Origin of the sequence: Kocuria oceani, from assembly GCF_029524215.1 — a bacterium.
Lineage (GTDB): Bacteria > Actinomycetota > Actinomycetes > Actinomycetales > Micrococcaceae > Kocuria > Kocuria oceani.
The window spans coordinates 279,951-297,833 of the sequence record NZ_JARAMH010000002.1; the positions used below are offsets into that span (position 1 = coordinate 279,951).

16 protein-coding genes and 3 tRNA genes are annotated in these 17,883 nt (G+C 73.5%); 15 read left to right on the forward strand and 4 right to left on the reverse strand.

Going from position 1 to position 17,883, the window contains the following annotated elements; genetic code table 11:
- The first annotated feature begins 42 nt into the window (after window positions 1-42).
- Together ilvC and PU704_RS03235 are read left to right on the forward strand one after the other, a co-directional pair.
- A complete protein-coding gene (gene ilvC, locus PU704_RS03230; protein ID WP_277550105.1) occupies window positions 43-1,068 on the forward strand; it encodes a ketol-acid reductoisomerase in 1,026 nt (341 codons plus the stop codon).
- A 160-nt stretch (window positions 1,069-1,228) separates the two neighbouring features.
- Window positions 1,229-2,083: a CPBP family intramembrane glutamic endopeptidase gene (locus tag PU704_RS03235; RefSeq protein WP_277550106.1), complete on the forward strand. Its 855-nt coding sequence runs from the start codon at window positions 1,229-1,231 to the stop codon at window positions 2,081-2,083.
- On the opposite strand, the gene PU704_RS03240 is transcribed toward PU704_RS03235, so the two are convergent.
- Window positions 2,037-2,705, reverse strand: a complete 669-nt coding sequence (locus PU704_RS03240) for an AIM24 family protein (protein ID WP_047804521.1) — start codon at window positions 2,703-2,705, stop codon at window positions 2,037-2,039. The two genes, PU704_RS03235 and PU704_RS03240, sit on opposite strands and share 47 nt — an antisense overlap.
- A 95-nt stretch (window positions 2,706-2,800) precedes the next feature.
- Here PU704_RS03240 and metG point away from each other — a divergent pair, with 95 nt between their 5' ends.
- From metG to PU704_RS03290, 10 genes are all read left to right on the forward strand, one after another.
- Window positions 2,801-4,363 carry a methionine--tRNA ligase gene (gene metG, locus PU704_RS03245; protein WP_277550108.1) on the forward strand — a complete coding sequence of 521 codons (1,563 nt, stop codon included), beginning with the start codon at window positions 2,801-2,803 and terminating at the stop codon, window positions 4,361-4,363.
- Between the two features lie 78 nt (window positions 4,364-4,441).
- The gene (locus tag PU704_RS03250; RefSeq protein ID WP_075871536.1) at window positions 4,442-5,518 is read left to right on the forward strand and encodes a 3-isopropylmalate dehydrogenase; all 1,077 of its coding nucleotides are present in this window, start codon (window positions 4,442-4,444) and stop codon (window positions 5,516-5,518) included.
- Between the two features lie 98 nt (window positions 5,519-5,616).
- Entirely contained in the window at window positions 5,617-6,726 is a 1,110-nt protein-coding gene (locus PU704_RS03255; protein ID WP_277550109.1) for a branched-chain amino acid aminotransferase, read from the forward strand.
- 73 nt (window positions 6,727-6,799) lie between these two features.
- Window positions 6,800-7,573, forward strand: coding sequence for a fumarylacetoacetate hydrolase family protein (locus tag PU704_RS03260; protein ID WP_277550110.1), 774 nt, complete (start codon window positions 6,800-6,802; stop codon window positions 7,571-7,573).
- A gap of 60 nt (window positions 7,574-7,633) precedes the next feature.
- A complete protein-coding gene (gene gltX / locus PU704_RS03265; protein ID WP_277550112.1) occupies window positions 7,634-9,145 on the forward strand; it encodes a glutamate--tRNA ligase in 1,512 nt (503 codons plus the stop codon).
- A gap of 124 nt (window positions 9,146-9,269) precedes the next feature.
- A complete protein-coding gene (locus tag PU704_RS03270) occupies window positions 9,270-9,848 on the forward strand; it encodes a cupin domain-containing protein (RefSeq protein WP_277550113.1) in 579 nt (192 codons plus the stop codon).
- 89 nt (window positions 9,849-9,937) lie between these two features.
- Window positions 9,938-10,009 (forward strand) — tRNA-Gln (locus PU704_RS03275).
- A gap of 21 nt (window positions 10,010-10,030) precedes the next feature.
- Window positions 10,031-10,103, forward strand: a tRNA-Glu gene (locus PU704_RS03280).
- 162 nt (window positions 10,104-10,265) lie between these two features.
- Window positions 10,266-10,341 (forward strand) — tRNA-Glu (locus tag PU704_RS03285).
- A gap of 182 nt (window positions 10,342-10,523) precedes the next feature.
- The gene (locus PU704_RS03290; RefSeq protein WP_277550114.1) at window positions 10,524-10,862 is read left to right on the forward strand and encodes a DUF8129 domain-containing protein; all 339 of its coding nucleotides are present in this window, start codon (window positions 10,524-10,526) and stop codon (window positions 10,860-10,862) included.
- Between the two features lie 206 nt (window positions 10,863-11,068).
- Here the strand turns inward: PU704_RS03290 and PU704_RS03295 are convergent, their stop codons facing one another.
- From PU704_RS03295 to PU704_RS03305, 3 genes are all read right to left on the reverse strand, one after another.
- Window positions 11,069-11,500, reverse strand: a complete 432-nt coding sequence (locus PU704_RS03295) for an OsmC family peroxiredoxin (RefSeq protein ID WP_277550115.1) — start codon at window positions 11,498-11,500, stop codon at window positions 11,069-11,071.
- Between the two features lie 162 nt (window positions 11,501-11,662).
- On the reverse strand, window positions 11,663-12,919 hold the full coding sequence (locus PU704_RS03300) for a heparan-alpha-glucosaminide N-acetyltransferase domain-containing protein (protein ID WP_277550116.1): 1,257 nt from the start codon (window positions 12,917-12,919) through the stop codon (window positions 11,663-11,665).
- A gap of 149 nt (window positions 12,920-13,068) precedes the next feature.
- Window positions 13,069-13,461: a hypothetical protein gene (locus PU704_RS03305; RefSeq protein ID WP_277550117.1), complete on the reverse strand. Its 393-nt coding sequence runs from the start codon at window positions 13,459-13,461 to the stop codon at window positions 13,069-13,071.
- A 246-nt stretch (window positions 13,462-13,707) separates the two neighbouring features.
- Here PU704_RS03305 and PU704_RS03310 point away from each other — a divergent pair, with 246 nt between their 5' ends.
- From PU704_RS03310 to PU704_RS03320, 3 genes are read left to right on the forward strand one after another with little or no spacing between them, the layout of a single operon-like run.
- Window positions 13,708-14,430 (forward strand): response regulator transcription factor, encoded by a 723-nt coding sequence (locus PU704_RS03310; RefSeq protein ID WP_277550118.1) that lies wholly within the window; start codon window positions 13,708-13,710, stop codon window positions 14,428-14,430.
- Window positions 14,427-15,692, forward strand: coding sequence for a sensor histidine kinase (locus tag PU704_RS03315; RefSeq protein WP_277550119.1), 1,266 nt, complete (start codon window positions 14,427-14,429; stop codon window positions 15,690-15,692). Before PU704_RS03310 ends, PU704_RS03315 begins: the two co-directional genes overlap by 4 nt.
- Window positions 15,689-17,881: a heavy metal translocating P-type ATPase gene (locus tag PU704_RS03320; RefSeq protein WP_277550120.1), complete on the forward strand. Its 2,193-nt coding sequence runs from the start codon at window positions 15,689-15,691 to the stop codon at window positions 17,879-17,881. The genes PU704_RS03315 and PU704_RS03320 overlap by 4 nt, the downstream gene beginning before the upstream one ends.
- Window positions 17,882-17,883 lie beyond the last annotated feature (2 nt).

A 17,883-nucleotide genomic window follows, 5' to 3' on the forward strand; every position in this document is an offset into this window, starting at 1 on the left:
CGGGTTCCGCCGCGCCCATCCATGCTTCAAGGAGACACCCCCATGGCAGAGATCTTCTACGACGACGACGCCGACCTGTCGATCATCCAGGACCGCTCCGTCGCCGTCATCGGCTACGGCTCCCAGGGCCACGCCCACGCGCTGAACCTGCGCGACTCCGGCGTGGACGTCCGGATCGGCCTCGCCGAGGGCTCGAAGTCCCGCGCGAAGGCAGAGGCCGAGGGGCTGCGCGTCCTCACCGTCGCGGACGCCGTCGAGGAAGCCGACGTCATCATGATCCTCACCCCGGACCAGGTCCAGCGCCACGTCTACGCCGAGTCGATCGCCCCGAACCTGAAGGACGGCGACGCCCTGTTCTTCGCCCACGGCTTCAACATCCGCTACGGCTACATCGAGGCCCCCGAGGGCGTCGACGTCGTCATGGTGGCGCCGAAGGGGCCGGGCCACACCGTGCGCCGCGAGTTCGAGGCCGGCCGCGCCGTCCCCGCCCTCGTGGCCGTCGAGAAGGACGCCTCCGGCGCGGCCCTCGAGCTGGGCCTGTCCTACGCCAAGGCCATCGGCGGCACCCGCGCCGGCGTCATCAGGACCACCTTCACCGAGGAGACCGAGTCCGACCTTTTCGGCGAGCAGGCCGTGCTGTGCGGCGGCGTGTCCCACCTCGTCCAGTACGGGTTCGAGACCCTCACCGAGGCCGGCTACCAGCCGGAGATCGCCTACTTCGAGGTCCTGCACGAGCTCAAGCTCATCGTGGACCTCATGGTCGAGGGCGGCATCGCCAAGCAGCGCTGGTCCATCTCCGACACCGCCGAGTACGGCGACTACGTCTCCGGCCCCCGCGTGATCAACCCCGCGGTGAAGGAGAACATGAAGGCCGTGCTCGCCGACATCCAGGACGGCACCTTCGCCAAGCGCTTCATCGAGGACCAGGACCAGGGCGGCCCCGAGTTCAAGAAGCTGCGCGAGAAGGAGGAGACCCACCCGATCGAGGTCACCGGCCGCGAGCTGCGCAAGCTCTTCGCCTGGACCTCCCCGGACGCCGACTACGTGGAGGGCACCGCGGCCCGCTGATCCGCACCCGCCCCGCCGCCCACGACGGCGGCGGGGGCACCGGCCGAGGGGCCGCGTCCGCACGTCATGCGCCGAGCATCCCGTGCGGACGCGGCCCCTCGCCGTGTCCGGAGCCGTACCCTGAGGGCGGAGGCAGCCGCCACGATCGGGGGTGGTCCGCATGGCGGACGTCGGGACACGCGAGCGGTCGCCCGGCGGCGGCGTGCGGAGCTGGGCCGGGCGCCACCAGCTCGTGGTCTACTTCGCGCTGGCCTACGCCTGGTCCTGGACGTGGTGGGCGCCCCTGCTGCTCGGGGCCGGCGGCACGGTCCTGCTCCTGCTCGGCGGCTTCGGCCCGTTGCTGGCGGCGGCCGCGGCCACCCGGCTGGCGGGGGAGCCGCTGCGGCCCTGGGCCCGGGCGATCGTGCGGTGGCGGGTCCCCGTCCGCTGGTGGGCCTGGGCGCTGGGGCTGCCCGCGCTGCTGTACGCCGTCGTCAACCTGGTGCTCGTGGCGCTGGGCCGGGAGGTCGACTGGTCCCTGGCCCTCGCCCGCGCCCCCGCCTACCTGGCGGGCTTCGCCTTCGTGGCCGTCCTCGGGGGCGGCCTCGAGGAGCCGGGGTGGCGCGGGTTCGCGCTGCCGCGGCTGCAGGCCCGGCTGGGGCCGCTGCGCGCCACGGCGCTGCTGGGCCTGCTGTGGGGGGTGTGGCACGTGCCGCTCTACGGACCGCTGGGCTTCGCGGTGCCCTTCGTCCTGGCGTTCTTCTACACGCCGCTCTACAACCGCACCCGCAGCGTGCTGCTCTGCGTCCTGCTGCACGCGAGCTTCACCCCGTCCCAGGACCACCTCGTCCTGCTCGCCGCGGACCCCGTGCACACCGGGCTGCTGGACGTGGTGGACCTCGTGCTGTTCGGCACCTACGCCGGGGCCGCGCTGATCGTCGTCGGCCTCACCCGGGGGCGGCTGGGCGACCCCGGCTCCCGGCGGCGGCTCAGCCCTGCCGCACCACCGGGACGCCCTCCGAGGGCTGGACGATGACGAAGCCGGGGCCCGAGAAGGCCAGCTGGAAGGACTCGCCCGAGCCGCCGCGGAGGAGGGAGCCCATCGACAGGTCGTTCTGGATCCCCGGGACCAGGTTGGCCGACCACGCCACGGCCGCCTGCGGGTCCACGTACGTGGGCTGGCTCGCGCAGTCCAGGATCATCGGCGCCCCGTCGGAGCACAGGGCGAGCACCCCGTGGCCGGAGAGCTCCAGGTTGAACAGCCCGCCCGCCATCATCCCGGCCCCGCCCACGCGCCGGATGTCCCAGGACAGGGTGTCGTCGAAGGCCAGCAGGGAGGAGCTGCTGACCGTCATCCCCTCGCCCTCCAGCAGCACCGTGAACACGGTGCGCGCCTGCCGGGCGAAGAACACCTCGCCCTCGCCCGAGACGCGCATCATGGGCGCGTCCTCGCTGGTCAGCACCTTCTTCATCAGCTTGCCGATCGAGCCCGAGCCCTCGTGCCGGAAGCCCATCCGCCCCTGGTAGGCGACCATGGCGCCCTTCGTGGCGACGACGTCCGGGCCCAGGCCCACCCGGAGCATCCGGGAGGACTGCAGGGTCCAGCGCTCCTGGCTCTGGCGTTCGAAGTTGTCCTGGGCGAAGAGCTCGCTGCGCACGGTGGCCTCCTGAGGGATCGGTGCCGGCTGTCCCGCCCATCGTGGCACCCGCGAACGGGCGCCGCAGCCCCGGCGCGGTCGGTAGAGTGGAAACCGTGACTTCCTCCGACCGCACCCCGTACTACATCACCACGGCCATCGCGTACCCCAACGGCACCCCGCACATCGGGCACGCCTACGAGGTGATCGCGACCGACGTCATGGCCCGGTTCAAGCGGCTGGACGGTTTCGACGTCCGCTTCCTGACCGGCACCGACGAGCACGGGCAGAAGATGCAGCAGACCGCGGAGAAGGAGGGGCTGACCCCCCGGGAGCTCGCCGACCGCAACGCGGAGCGCTTCCGGGCGATGGACGACGCCCTGAACATCTCCTACGACCGCTTCATCCGCACCACGGACCCCGACCACTACGCGGCCTCGGCGGCCATCTGGCGGCGCATGGAGGAGGCCGGGGACGTCTACCTCGGCAAGTACGCCGGCTGGTACTCGGTGCGCGACGAGGCGTTCTACGCCGAGGACGAGACCGAGCTGCGCGAGGACGGGCTGCGCTACTCGCTCGGCACCGGCACGGAGGTCACCTGGACGGAGGAGGAGTCCTACTTCTTCCGGCTCTCCGCCTACCAGGACCGGCTCCTGGCCCTCTACGAGCAGCAGGGCTTCGTGTTCCCGGAGACCCGCCGCAACGAGGTCGCCTCCTTCGTCCGCTCGGGCCTGGAGGACCTCTCGATCTCCCGCACCACCTTCGACTGGGGCGTGCCCGTGCCCGGCGACCCGGACCACGTGATGTACGTGTGGGTGGACGCACTGACCAACTACCTCACCGGGGTCGGCTTCCCGGACACCGACTCGGAGCTCTTCCGGCGCTACTGGCCGGCCGACGCGCACGTGATCGGCAAGGACATCGCCCGCTTCCACGCGGTGTACTGGCCGGCGTTCCTGATGTCGGCCGGGCTGCCCCTGCCCGAGCGGGTCTTCGCCCACGGGTTCCTGTTCAACCAGGGCGAGAAGATGTCCAAGTCCGTGGGCAACGTGATCGACCCGCACGCCCTGGTCGCCGAGTACGGGCTGGACCAGCTGCGCTTCTTCCTGCTGCGCGAGGTGCCCTTCGGCCAGGACGGCAGCTACTCGCACGACGCGATCCGCAACCGCATCAACTCCGACCTCGCCAACGACCTCGGCAACCTGGCCCAGCGCTCGCTGTCGATGGTCGCGAAGAACTGCGAGGGCCGGGTCCCGGCCCCGGGGGAGCTCACGGCCGAGGACCGGGCGATGCTCGACGCCGCGGCCGGCCTCTACGAGCCGGTGCGCGCGGAGTTCGACGAGCAGCAGTTCCACCGGGCCCTGGAGCTCGTCTGGCGGGTCGTCGCCGAGACCAACCGCTACTTCACCGCCCGGGAGCCGTGGAAGCTGCGCAAGACCGACCCGCAGCGGATGGCCACGGTGCTGTGGGTGACCCTCGAGGTCGTGCGCACGGTGGGGCTGCTCGTGCAGCCGGTGATGCCGGAGGCGGCCGGCCGGCTGCTCGACGTGCTCGGCCAGGCCGAGGGCGACGCCCGGCTCTTCACCGCCCTGGGCGCGCCGCTGGTCCCCGGCACCCCGCTGCCCGCCCCGGCGCCGGTGTTCCCCCGCTACGAGGAGCCGGCGGCCCTGCAGGCCTGAACCCTCGCGGCCGTCCGGCATGTGAGACGTCCGTCCGGAGCGTGGAAGCACGCGCCACGGCGCTCCTATCCTGAGGGCATGAGCGAGCCGACTCCCGCAGCAGCCCCCGCCCACCTGAGCATCGCCGTCGTCCCCGGCGACGGCATCGGCCCGGAGGTGGTGGCCGAGGCGGAGAGGGTCCTCGACGCCGTGACCTCCGCCGCCGGCGTCCGCGTGGACAAGCGTCGGTTCGGTCTCGGCGCCCAGCACTGGCTGGAGACGGGGGAGACTCTCACCGAGCAGACGCTGGAGGAGCTGCGCGGCCACGACGCCATCCTCTTCGGCGCGGTGGGCGCCGCCCCCGGCGACCGCCGGGTGCCCTCCGGGGTCATCGAGCGGGACGTGCTGCTGCGGATGCGCTTCGCCCTGGACCACTACGTGAACCTGCGCCCCTCCCGGCTCTACCCGGGCACCACCAGCCCGCTCGCCCGGCCTGGGGACATCGACTTCGTGGTGGTCCGCGAGGGCACCGAGGGCCCCTACGCCGGCAACGGCGGGGTGCTGCGCCCCGGCACCGACGCCGAGATCGCCACCGAGGTCTCGCTCAACACCGCCCACGGCGTGCGCCGGCTGGTGCGCTACGCGTTCGAGCTGGCCGCCCGGCGCGAGCGCAAGAAGCTCACCCTGGTGCACAAGCACAACGTCCTGGTCAACGCGGGGCGGCTCTACTCCCGGTTGGTCGAGGAGATCGGCGCCGGGTTCCCGGAGGTCGCGGTCGACTACCTGCACGTGGACGCGGCGACCATCTTCCTCACCACCGACCCGGCGCGCTTCGACGTGATCGTCACCGACAACCTCTTCGGCGACATCCTCACCGACCTGGCCGGCGCGGTCACCGGCGGCATCGGCCTGGCCCCGGCGGGCAACATCAACGCGGACCGCACCGCGCCGTCGATGTTCGAGCCGGTGCACGGTTCCGCGCCGGACATCGCCGGGCGGCAGCTGGCGAACCCGGTCGCGGCGATCCTGGCGACCGCCATGATGCTCGAGCACCTCGGCCTCCCGGAGCAGGCCGCCCGGATCGAGGCCGCCGTGCAGCAGGACCTCGCCGCGCACGGGACCGAGACGCGCAGCACCGCCCAGGTGGGCGACGGCGTGCTCGCCGCGCTGGCCTGAGCCGCCCCGCCCGCGTGCTCCGGGGATAGGCTGGGGCACGAACCATCCGCCCGCCCCGCGTGCCGGTCGCCACGGGGTCGACCCCGCAGGGAGACGCAGTGACCACTCAGCCCACCACCTTCGCCCACCACCTGACCCGGGACCCGGTCCCGGAGGAGGTGCGCGCGGCCATCCTCGCCGACCCGGGCTTCGGCACGAACTTCTCGGACCACATGGTGAAGATCGACTGGTTCGGCGACGTCGTCGCGGGCACGGGGAGCTGGAGCGACCCGCGGATCGAGCCGTACGGGCCGCTGGTGCTCGACCCCGCCGCCGCGGTGCTCCACTACGGCCAGGAGATCTTCGAGGGGCTGAAGGCCTATCGGCACGCGGACGGCTCCGTGTGGACGTTCCGGCCCGAGGCCAACGCGGCCCGGCTCAACCGCTCGGCCCGCCGGCTGGCGCTGCCGGAGCTGCCCGAGGAGATGTTCCTGGACTCCCTGCGCGAGCTCGTCGCCGTGGACGAGCAGTGGGTGCCGGACGGGGAGGGCGAGTCCCTGTACCTGCGTCCGTTCATGATCGCCACCGAGGCGTTCCTGGGCGTGCGCCCGTCCCGGCAGGTGCTGTACTCGGTGATCGCCTCCCCGGCCGGCAACTACTTCGGCGGGCCCGTGAAGCCGGTCGACATCTGGCTCTCCCGCGACTACGCCCGCGCCGGGCGCGGCGGCACCGGGGCGGCCAAGTGCGGCGGCAACTACGCGGCCTCGCTGGTCGCCCAGATCGAGGGCGAGTCCCACGGCTGCCAGCAGGTGATGTTCCTGGACCGGGACCGCGGGGACGCCGTCGAGGAGCTGGGCGGGATGAACGTGTTCTTCGTCCTCGGGGAGGACACGCTGGTCACCCCCGAGCTCACCGGGACCATCCTGGAGGGCGTCACCCGCACCTCGATCATCCAGCTCGCGCGCGACCGCGGGATGACCGTCGAGGAGCGCCGCTTCACCCTCGAGGAGTGGCGGGAGGGCTGGCGGTCGGGCGAGGTCACCGAGGCCTTCGCCTGCGGGACCGCGGCCGTGATCACGCCCATCGGCCGGCTCCTCTCCGCGGAGGGGACCATCGGCGAGGAGGGCGCCCGGCCCGGGGCCGTCACCATGGACATCCGCAAGCAGCTGCTGGACATCCAGACCGGCCGCGCGGAGGATCCCCACGGCTGGCTCACCCGCCTGGTCTGAGACCCCCGGCCCCCTCGGTGACCGGCCGAGGGGGCCGCGCGCCGCCCCGCGGGCCGTGGGATAGCCTGGGGCCATGCGAATTGCCAGGTTCACCGTCGACAACGAGATCCACTTCGGCGCGGTCCAGGGCGCGCCCGGCGCCGAGACGGTCACCGTCCTCGCGGGCGACCCGTTCTACACCGGGATCCACCCCACGGAGCAGCGCCACGAGCTCGCCGACGTCCGCCTCCTGGCCCCGGTGATCCCGCGCTCCAAGATCGTGTGCGTCGGGCGCAACTACGCCGACCACGCCGCGGAGCTGGGCAACGAGCTGCCCACCTCGCCGATGCTGTTCTTCAAGCCCAACACCTCCGTGGCCGGCCCCGGCGACCCGGTGACCCTGCCCCCGTGGACCGAGGAGGTCTCCTACGAGGCGGAGCTCGCCGTGGTGATCGGGCGGATGTGCAAGGACGTGCCCGTGGAGCGCGTGCCCGAGGTGGTCTTCGGCTACACCGCCGCCAACGACCTCACCGGCCGCGACGTGCAGCGCACCGACAACCAGTGGGCCCGCGCCAAGGGCTTCGACGGCGCCTGCCCGCTGGGACCCTGGATCGAGACCGACCTCGACACCTCCGCACTGGCCGTGCGCAGCCGCGTCAACGGGGAGACCAAGCAGGACGGCAGCACCCGGGACATGGTCTTCGACGTCCCGTTCCTCGTCTCCTACGTCTCCCAGGCGTTCACCCTGCTGCCCGGCGACGTGATCCTCACGGGCACCCCCGCCGGCGTCGGCATCGTCGACGAGGGCGACCGCATCGAGGTCGAGGTCGAGGGCATCGGCGTCCTGCCCACCGTCCTGCGCCGCTGACGCCCGCGGCCGCACGCCTCGCCCACCCATCCACGCACCCACCGACGTCCCGAAAGAGCCATGACCGAAAAGCCCGCCACCCCGGCCACCGCCTCCACCTCTTCGCCCGTGCGGGTGCGCTTCTGCCCGTCCCCGACCGGCACCCCGCACGTGGGACTGATCCGCACCGCGCTGTTCAACTGGGCCCACGCCCGCCACACCGGCGGGACCATGGTGTTCCGCGTCGAGGACACCGACACCCAGCGGGACTCCGAGGAGAGCTACCAGCAGCTGCTCGAGGCGCTGGCCTGGCTCGGCATCGACTGGGACGAGGGTGTGGAGACCGGTGGTCCGCACGCCCCCTACCGGCAGTCCCAGCGCCTGGACATCTACCGCGACGTCGCCGCGAAGCTGCTGGCGCACGGGGCCGTCTACGAGGCCTACTCGACCCCGGAGGAGGTCGAGGCCCGCCACCGCGCCGCCGGCCGCGACCCCAAGCTGGGCTACGACAACTACGACCGGGACCTCACCGAGGAGCAGATCGCGGCCCACCGGGCCGAGGGCCGGGAGCCGGTGCTGCGGCTGCGGATGCCGGACGAGGACATCGTGGTCCACGACATGATCCGCGGCGAGATCGTCTTCCGGGCCGGGTCCATCCCGGACTACGTCGTGGTGCGCGCCAACGGCCAGCCGCTGTACACCCTCACCAACCCGGTGGACGACGCCCTGATGGAGATCACCCACGTGCTCCGAGGGGAGGACCTGCTCTCCTCGACGCCGCGCCAGATCGCCCTCTTCCGCGTGCTGGTGGAGATCGGCGTCGCGCAGTACGTGCCCGAGTACGGGCACCTGCCCTACGTCATGGGGGAGGGCAACAAGAAGCTCTCCAAGCGCGACCCCGAGTCCAGCCTGTTCCACCTCAGGGACAGCGGCTTCGTCCCCGAGGGCCTGCTCAACTACCTGGCCCTGCTCGGCTGGTCCCTGTCCGCGGACGAGGACGTGTTCACCGTGGAGCAGCTGGTGGCCCACTTCGACGTCCACGACGTCCTGGCCAACCCGGCCCGCTTCGACCTCAAGAAGGCCACGGCCATCAACGGCACGCACGTGCGCCTGCTCGAGCCCGCCGACTTCCGCGACCGCCTCGTCCCCTACCTGCAGACGGCGGGGGTGCTGGGGGAGACCCTGACCGAACGAGAGGCCGCGGTCCTCGACCAGGCCGCCCCGCTGGTGCAGGAGCGGATGAACCTGCTGGGGGAGGCCCCCGAGCTGCTGTCGTTCCTGTTCGCCGCCGACGACGAGATCGAGCTCGCCGACGACGCCCGCAAGCAGCTCAAGGACTCCGCCGGCGACGTCCTCCGGGCCGCCCTCGAGGCCCTGGAGCCCCTCGAGGACTGGCGCGCCCCGGCGCTGGAGACCGCTCTGCGCGAGGCGATCGTCGACGGGCTGGGCATCAAGCCCCGCCTCGCGTTCGGCCCCGTCCGCACCGCCGTGTCCGGGCGGCGGATCTCGCCGCCGCTGTTCGAGTCCCTGGAGATCCTCGGCAAGGACTCCTCCCTCGCCCGGATCCGCGCGCTCGCCGGACAGCTCGGCTGAGCCCCGCACCACGACGACACCGGCCCCGGCCACCGCACACGGTGGGCGGGGCCGGCGTCGTCGTGCGGCCCGGGCGCGCGCGGGAGCGCGCGGCGGCGTAGCCTGGACCCAGGGGGCGATGGCCATGGACCGGACCGACGACGAGATCACCCGGATGCGCACCGGCCGCCCGCAGCACCGCAACCCGGTGCAGCGGGACACCATCACCTGGCTGCGCACCGGTGCCGAGACAGGCGGTGAGCACGCCCTGCTCCACGTCGAGGTGGAGCCCGGAGGGGAGGTGCTCGCCCACTACCACCGCCGGATCGGGATGCACCTGCGGGTCCTGGAGGGGACCCTGCGCGTCCAGGTGGGGCACGTGGTGCGGGACCTCGGTCCCGGCCGCGAGGTGGAGATCCCGGAGGAGCACCTGTTCCGGTGGAAGAACCCGAGCGCCGCGTCGGCCCGGTTCGTCGTCGAGTTGCGTCCGGCGCCGGCCTGCCTCGAGAAGGGCCTGGTCGCCCTGTACGGCCTCGCCCGTGACGGGCGCACCCGCCGCGACGGCAGGCCGAGGAGCCTGCTCCGCACGGCGCTGCTGATGCAGTGGACCGACATCGGCCTGCCGGGGATCTACCGGTGGCTGGGGCCCGTGCTGCGGGGGCTCGCCGCAGCGGCCTGCCGGCGGGGGATCGACCGGGAGCTGGAGGAGCGCTACTGCCGGTGACCCCGATTTGCCGCCCCGGCCGAAGGCCGGTATAGTTTTCTTGCGTTGCGCCGGTCGGTGCGGGAAACCGCAGAGACCGGGGACGACAGTGGGATATGGTGTAATTGGCAACACTACGGTTTCTGGTACCGTCATTCTAGGTTCGAGTCCTGGTATCCCAGCGCTGATCGCTCGATCAGTAGGGCCCCATCGTATAGCGGCCTAGTACGCCGCCCTCTCACGGCGGTAACGCGGGTTCGAATCCCGCTGGGGTCACCTCGAGAAGAACCCCCGGACTGCACGGTCCGGGGGTTCTTCCGCGTCCGGGTTCGGCGGAGCCGGCGCCGCGCGGTCCCGCACCGGGCGGTGCGGCGCCCCTCCCGGAACCTGGTACAGTGTACGAGTCCGGTGGCGGGAGGCCGCCGACCGGACAGCCGCGGCCCCATCGTATAGCGGCCTAGTACGCCGCCCTCTCACGGCGGTAACGCGGGTTCGAATCCCGCTGGGGTCACCAGCAGAAGCCCCCCGGACCGGACGGTCCGGGGGCTTCTCCGTGCCCGGGGGAGACGCGCCCCGCCGACCATCCGGCGCCTCCACCACTAAGTACGCTGACAGTCCGGGCTCCGACTGCTACCGTGGCAGGACATCGCAGGACCCGGCGCCGGGTCTCCGGCGCCCACCGCCGAAGGAGCAGACGTGAACGACATCCCTCAGCACGACGACCTCCCGCTGCCCGACTACGACCACCTGCCTGTCGGGGTGCTCGGTTCGAAGATCACCGGTCTCGACGAGTCGGGCCTGCAGCAGCTGCTCGCCTACGAGCGCGCGCACGGGGACCGGCTGCCGGTCGTCCAGGTCCTCGAACGCCGGCTCGAGGCGCTGCGCCAGGGCGCCGAACCCAGTGGGCCGGTCCCCACCGATGCCCCCGAGGTCTCCTCGTCCAGCCAGGGGTCCCCGGTCTCTCCGGAGACCTCCGGCCCGCCGATCAATCCGCCGTCCCAGGGCACGCCGTTCAATCCAGCCCAGCCGCGCTGACGGCTCCACCGCCGCACGGCTGGCGGCCCGGCGGTACGCCCGCTGCGGGCACGCACGTGCGCGGTGACGCCGGGGATCCGCATGCCCGGATCCGTCCGCCCGCCGCCGTCCGCACGGATGCCCGGAGCGAGCACCCCGGTGCTGCTCTCATGCGGCGCCGGGGGTGAGGACCCGCCGGGCCGGTCGCGGCCCGGCGGGTCCTGCGCTCAGGCCAGGGAGGCGTCCAGGGTGATGTCCACGGACAGGGCCTGGGAGACGGGGCAGTTCGCCTTGGCCTCGTCGGCCAGGCGCGCGAAGTCCTCGGCCGAGAGGTCCTCGACCTCCGCCTGCACGGTGAGCACGATGCCCGTGATGCCCTCACCGGCGACGAACGTCACCTCCGCGCTGGTGTCCAGGCGGGTGGGCGGGGTGTCGTTCTGCGCCAGCCCGTTGGACAGGGCCATGGCGAAGCAGGTGGCGTGGGCGGAGGCGATGAGCTCCTCGGGGCTCGTCCGCGACCCCGCACCCTCCTCCGCGCGGGCCTTCCAGTCCACGTCGAACGGGCCCAGGCCCGATCCGGACATGCGGGTGCTTCCCGAGCCGCTGAAGAGATCGCCGTTCCAGACGGTGCTGGCCTTGCTGACGACGGGTTTCGGCATGGTTCCTCCTGAGGTCCACGGCACGCGGGCGATCCGCCTGCCGGCGCCGGGCGGCGCTGCTGTCACGGTAACGGATCGGGCTGGCGGTTGAGAGCCCGGTGCCACCGGTTCCGCGCCCGGCGTGACGCCCGGCAGTGCACGGGCCGGCGGGCGCGTCGGCCGCTAGCCGAGGGGCGTGCGCGGCGGCCCGGGATCGCGAGGCTTGGCCCGGTCCGTGACGGCGCGGGCGGTGGCGTGCGCGGCACCGGATACGACCCGCTCCAGGGGGCCTCGGCCGAAGGCGTGCCGCCAGGCCAGGGCCACGAGGGCGGAGACCACCAGGCAGGCGAGGAACCACAGCAGGGGGCTGCTGTAGTGCACCTCGGTGGAGAGCAGGACCAGCTGGGCGACGTACAGGGTGAGGGCCATGGCGCCCATGGCGGTCAGCGGCAACAGCCACGTGGCGAACTGCCGCTCCAGGAGCAGGAGGGCGGCGAGCGCCGCCAGGCTCACCCCGAGGCTCCACGCGACGGACAGCGGCGTGTTGACGTGGGGGGCGGCGATCACCTGCCACCACAGGGTGTTCGTGGGCAGCTCGCCCTCGGCCCCGAAGACGAGGATGTGCTCGAGGTCCGCCCGGGTCAGGGACTCGATGCTGTACAGGAGCACGTTGTAGCCGTCCGCGGCGTAGAGGAGCAGCCAGGAGAGGAGCTTAGAGAAGGCCGCGAGACCGAGCCCGGCCGCCAGGAGCCGGAGCTGGACGTGCAGGTTCTTGAGGTTGAGCCGGCCCACGGCCAGGCCCGCCAGCAGATAGGCCAGGTAGGTCACCGCCGGGTACGCGCCCGTGACGAGCAGCTGCCAGAAGACCGCCACGGGCTCCGTGAACAGGCTCGCGAACGTCGGGTTCGCGTCCGTGTGCTCCGGCACCCGGTCGACGAGCCAGTGGATGAGCAGCGGCCCCAGCACCAGGAAGGCGCCGGAGCACGCCAGCAGGGTCCGTGCCCGCAGGCCCAGGAACGGCAGGGCGAGCAGGAAGAAGGCGCCGTAGTAGACGAGGATGCCGACGGCCGGAGGCTCCGGGGGCATCAGGTACCCGATCGTCAGGCCGACCAGCATGATGAGCAGGGCCCGCACGGCCGTCCCGGCCCGCACCGCCGTGAGATCCCTGCCCCGGCGCGGCCGGCGTCCTCCGGAGGCGAGGGCGAGCGCCACGCCGGCGAGCAGGGCGAAGAGCGCCGCGGAGTCCCCGGCGAAGAGCAGCCACGACAGCGTCGGCCTGTTGTTGTCCGGGTAGGCGTCCGGCAGGAAGTGGACGGCGGTCATGCCCACGAGCGCCAGGCCGCGGGCTGCGTCGACGGCGACCACCCGTCCGGCCGACCGGCGGGGATCTAGCCCGCCGGCGGCCTCCGTGGCCCGGTCCCGCGTGGAGTGGTCGTTCATGCGTCCCGCCGTTCTGTCTCTCGTCCCCCGGTGCGGCAGCGCTCAGGATCGTGCGTGCGCTGCCGCCAATCTTTGCACCCCCCGGTCGTGGACGCGGCAACGTTGCGCTCGGCGACCCGGCGGCGACCCGGCCGCGGTGGCCGGGTCCGTCAGGAGGCCGCGCTCAGCGCGGGCTCGGGCAGGGGGACGGGAAGCTCACCGGCACGGCGCTGCAGGATCCCGTGCCGCAGCCGACGCCGGGCGTCCAGGGCGGTGGCCGCGTCGCCGGAGGAGGGTTGCTCCGGGGTGAGGATCTCCACGGCGTCGCCGAGGCCAGGATCCTGCGCCACCGCCTCGCGGAGCAGATCGAGGGCGTGCGGGTCCAGATCGCGCACGCAGCTGAGGTCCAGGCGCACGGTGGCCGCGGGGAGCATCGTGCGGGCTCGCCGCAGCACGGGGTGCAGCCTCTGCTGGTTGACCGGGGTCACGGCACCGGTCACGTCGACGCGGACGTACCGGCCGTCGAGGTCCACCTCGACGAGGACGGAGATCTTGCGCTGCACAGGTGCACTCCTTCACGGGACGACCGGTCGTGCACCCCCGGCAACTGGTCAGCCTGCTGTCCGTCAGGGTGCCCTGGAATGCTAAGCCGACTGTCGGTCGTGGTGCAAGCCCGGGCTCCTCCGGGAGAGGGTGCGGTCCCCGGGGCAATGCTGGAGACCCGGGGCAATGCTGAAGAAACGACGAAGATCCGCGCGCAGGGCCCGCTCCCGCGGGACCGGCGACCCGCCCGGGAGGACACTGGACGCATGGGAACTGCTGTCGAGAACGCCGCCCGCCCGGCCGGACGGGTGCTGGTGGTGGACGACGAGAAGGCGCTCGCGGGGATGGTCGCGTCCTACCTGGTGCGGGCCGGGTACGACGTCGCCCAGGCGCACACCGGTCCGGCCGCCCTGGAGGCGGCGAGCGCCGGCGCGCCCGACGTGGTGATCCTGGACCTCGGCCTGCCCGGGCTGGACGGGGTCGAGGTGTGCCGGAGGATCCGTGCCTCCTCGGAGTGCTACGTCCTGATGCTGACCGCCCGCGGGGACGAGGAGGACCGGCTCGCCGGGCTGGCCACGGGTGCCGACGACTACATCACCAAGCCGTTCAGCGTCCGCGAGCTCGTCGCCCGCGTGCAGGCGGTCATGCGGCGCCCGCGCACCGTCGCCCGGCCGGACGGCGCCGTCGCGCCGCACGTGGTGGGGGACCTGGAGGTCGACGTCCCGGGCCGGCAGGTGCGGGTGGCGGGGGAGCGGGTGACCCTGACCCGCACCGAGTTCGACCTGCTGGCGGCCCTCGCCCAGCGGCCCCGGGAGGCGATGTCCCGCCGCCGGCTCATCGACGTGGTCTGGGACCCGGCCTGGGTGGGGGACGAGCACCTCGTGGACGTCCACATCGGCCACCTGCGGCGCAAGATCGGGGACGACCCGGCCGCGCCGCGCTACGTGGAGACCGTCCGCGGGGTCGGCTACCGGATGGTGGCACCGTGACGGCGCGGCGCGAGCGCGGCCTGGCGGCGCGCTTCCTGCTCGCCCAGCTGCTGGTGGTGGCGGCGAGCGTGCTCGCCGCGGCGGTCGTGGCCTCCCTCGCCGGTCCGCCGCTGTTCCACGAGCACCTGGTGCGCGCCGGCGCCGAGCCGGACCCGGCCCAGCTGATGCACGTCGAGCGGGCCTACCGGGACGCCGGCCTGTGGACGCTCGGCGTGGCCCTGGTCACGGCGCTGGCCTGCGCCCTGGCCGTCAGCGCCTCCCTGGCCCGCCGGCTGCGCGGTCCGCTCGCCGCCCTCACCCGGGCCGCGCAGGACCTGGCCCGGGGCCGCTGGGGCGCCCGGGTCCCGGCGATGGGTGCCGGCAGCGAGGTCGACGCCCTGGCGGCCGCCTTCAACGTGATGGCCGCCGAGCTCGAGGCCACCGAGGGCGTCCGGCGCCGGATGCTCTCCGACCTCGCGCACGAGATGCGCACCCCCCTGTCCGTGCTCGGCGTCTACCTCGAGGGTCTCGAGGACGGCGTCACCGAGTTCGACGCGAGCACCGGCGCCGTCCTGGCCGAACAGCTCTCCCGGCTCACACGGCTGGTGGAGGACATCGACGACGTCTCCCGCGCCGAGGAGGGGCGCATGGTCCTGGAGCGCTCACCCGTGGCCGTGGCCCAGCTGCTGGGCGCCGCCGCGGACGCGGCCCGGGAGGCCGCTGCCGCCGAGGGGGTGGCGCTGCGGGTCGAGGACGACGCGCCCGGTGCGGTCCTGCCCGTCGACCCGCAGCGGATGGGGCAGGTGCTGGGCAACCTGCTCTCCAACGCCCTGCGCCACACCCCGCCCGGCGGGGAGGTGGTCCTCGGCGCCGCCCGGGCCGGCACCACGGCTGTGGTGCTGCGGGTCGACGACACGGGGGAGGGCATCGCGGCGGAGCACCTGCCGCACGTCTTCGAGCGCTTCTACCGCGGGGACACCGCCCGGGACCGGGAGCACGGCGGCTCCGGCATCGGGCTCACCATCTCCAGGGCCCTCGTGGAGGCCCACGGCGGTGCGCTCGAGGCGAGCTCGGCCGGCCCCGGGCGGGGTGCCGAGTTCCGGGTGGTGCTGCCCGTCCGGTGCCCCGCGCCCTCCGACCACGCGGTGCCGGCGGCCGATCCCTTGAGTTATACCCCAGGGGGGTATACTCTCGGGGACACGGACAGGCCCGGGCCGGCACGCGGCGCGGTCGCACCGGAGCCGCCGCCCATGTCGCGCAGCCGCGGAAGGAGCTCGTCATGAACACCCCGGACACCCACCCGGACCCGCACGGGGACGGCCTCGGACGCCACCCCGGCGACTCCGAGACACACGGGCAGGCCATGCCGCACGGTCCCGTCCACTCGGCCGTGGACGAGGAGCACACGGTCCACACCCACGGCGAGCACGCCGGCCACTCCACGGCGATGTTCAAGAACCGGTTCTGGCTCTGCCTCGCGCTGGCGGTCCCGGTGGTGGTCCTCAGCCCGATGGTCGGCCACCTGCTGGGCTACCACGTTCCCGGGTTCCCGGGCTCGGCCTGGCTGCCGCCGGTGCTGGGAACGGTGATCTTCGGCTACGGCGGACTGCCCTTCCTGCGGGGAGGGCTCACCGAGCTGAGGTCCCGGCAGCCCGGGATGATGCTGCTGATCGCCATGGCGATCTCGGTCGCGTTCGTCGCCTCGTGGGTCACCACGCTCGGCATCGGCGGCTTCGAGCTGGACTTCTGGTGGGAGCTGGCCCTGCTCGTGGTGATCATGCTGCTGGGCCACTGGATGGAGATGCGCGCCCTGGGCGCGGCCTCGAGCGCCCTGGACGCCCTGGCGGCCCTGCTGCCCGACGAGGCGGAGAAGGTCGTGGCGGACGGGACCGTGACCGTGCGGATCGGCGAGCTCTCCGCGGGCGACGTGGTGCTGGTCCGCTCCGGAGCCCGCGTGCCGGCCGACGGGGTGGTCCTCGACGGGACGGCGGAGTTCGACGAGTCCATGATCACGGGCGAGTCCCGGACCGTCTCCCGGTCGCCCGGCGACACGGTCGTGGCGGGGACGGTCGCCACCGACAGCACCGTGCGGGTGCGGGTCGAGGCCGTGGGGGCCGACACCGCCCTGGCCGGCATCCAGCGGATGGTCGCCGACGCCCAGGAGTCCTCGTCCCGCGCCCAGGCCCTGGCCGACCGCGCCGCCGCGCTGCTGTTCTGGTTCGCCCTGGCGGCCGGCATCCTCACCGCCGTCGCCTGGACGCTCCTGGGCAGCCCCGACGACGCGGTGGTCCGGACGGTCACCGTGCTGGTCATCGCCTGCCCCCACGCCCTGGGGCTGGCCATCCCACTGGTCATCGCCATCTCCACCGAGCGCGCCGCCCGCGCCGGGGTGCTGATCAAGGACCGTCTGGCCCTGGAGCGGATGCGCACCATCGACGTGGTCCTGTTCGACAAGACCGGCACCCTCACCGAGGGCGCCCACGCCGTCACCGGCGCCGCCCCCGTGCCCGGCACCTCCGAGGGCGAGCTCCTCGCCCTGGCCGCCGCGGCCGAGGCCGACAGCGAGCACCCGGTGGGCCGGGCCATCGTCACCGCCGCCGCGCACGACGCCGCCGCGCGGCGGCTGGACCTGCGCGGCACCGACTTCCGAGCGGCCACCGGCCGGGGCGTGAGCGCCACCGTCGAGGGCGCCCGGATCACGGTCGGCGGGCCCAACCTGCTGCGCGAGCTCCGCCTCGAGACCCCCGCCGCCCTGGGGCCGACGGTCCACGAGTGGACCGCCCGCGGCGCCGGCGTGCTCCACGTGCTGCGCGACGGGCAGGTCCTCGGCGCCCTGGCCCTGGAGGACACGGTCCGCGCGGAGTCCCGCGCCGCGGTGGCCGCCCTGCAGGACCGCGGGGTGAAGGTCGCCATGATCACCGGCGACGCCCGCCAGGTCGCCGACGCCGTGGGCGCCGAGCTGGGCATCGACGAGGTCTTCGCCGAGGTCCTTCCGCAGGACAAGGACAGCAAGGTCGTCGAGCTGCAGGACCGCGGCATGACCGTGGCGATGGTCGGCGACGGCGTCAACGACGCCCCGGCCCTCGCCCGCGCCGAGGTGGGCATCGCGATCGGGGCCGGCACCGACGTGGCCATGGAGTCCGCCGGGGTGGTCCTGGCGGGCAACGACCCCCGCTCGGTGCTGTCGATGATCGACCTCTCCCGGGCCAGCTACACCAAGATGATCCAGAACCTGGTGTGGGCGGCCGGCTACAACGTCGTCGCCGTTCCCCTGGCCGCCGGTGTCCTCGCGCCCGCCGGGATCGTGCTGTCCCCGGCCGTGGGCGCGGTCCTGATGTCGGTCTCCACCATCGTCGTCGCCCTCAACGCCCAGCTGCTGCGCCGGCTCGACCTGTCCCCGGCCCACCTGGCCGCCACCGGCGCCGAGTCCGGCCGCGCGGAGGCGCGGCCCCCCGCCGTCCCGGCCCGCTGACC

What these genes read in the sequence shown, in the direction of transcription:
- PU704_RS03320 (WP_277550120.1), top strand. Translation starts at nt 15,689, where the DNA reads ATGAACACCCCGGACACCCACCCGGACCCGCACGGGGACGGCCTCGGA.
- PU704_RS03270 (WP_277550113.1), top strand. Translation starts at nt 9,270, where the DNA reads ATGGACCGGACCGACGACGAGATCACCCGGATGCGCACCGGCCGCCCG.
- PU704_RS03300 (WP_277550116.1), bottom strand. Translation starts at nt 12,919, where the DNA reads ATGAACGACCACTCCACGCGGGACCGGGCCACGGAGGCCGCCGGCGGG.
- PU704_RS03310 (WP_277550118.1), top strand. Translation starts at nt 13,708, where the DNA reads ATGGGAACTGCTGTCGAGAACGCCGCCCGCCCGGCCGGACGGGTGCTG.
- PU704_RS03250 (WP_075871536.1), top strand. Translation starts at nt 4,442, where the DNA reads ATGAGCGAGCCGACTCCCGCAGCAGCCCCCGCCCACCTGAGCATCGCC.
- PU704_RS03235 (WP_277550106.1), top strand. Translation starts at nt 1,229, where the DNA reads ATGGCGGACGTCGGGACACGCGAGCGGTCGCCCGGCGGCGGCGTGCGG.
- PU704_RS03295 (WP_277550115.1), bottom strand. Translation starts at nt 11,500, where the DNA reads ATGCCGAAACCCGTCGTCAGCAAGGCCAGCACCGTCTGGAACGGCGAT.
- ilvC (WP_277550105.1), top strand. Translation starts at nt 43, where the DNA reads ATGGCAGAGATCTTCTACGACGACGACGCCGACCTGTCGATCATCCAG.
- gltX (WP_277550112.1), top strand. Translation starts at nt 7,634, where the DNA reads ATGACCGAAAAGCCCGCCACCCCGGCCACCGCCTCCACCTCTTCGCCC.
- PU704_RS03260 (WP_277550110.1), top strand. Translation starts at nt 6,800, where the DNA reads ATGCGAATTGCCAGGTTCACCGTCGACAACGAGATCCACTTCGGCGCG.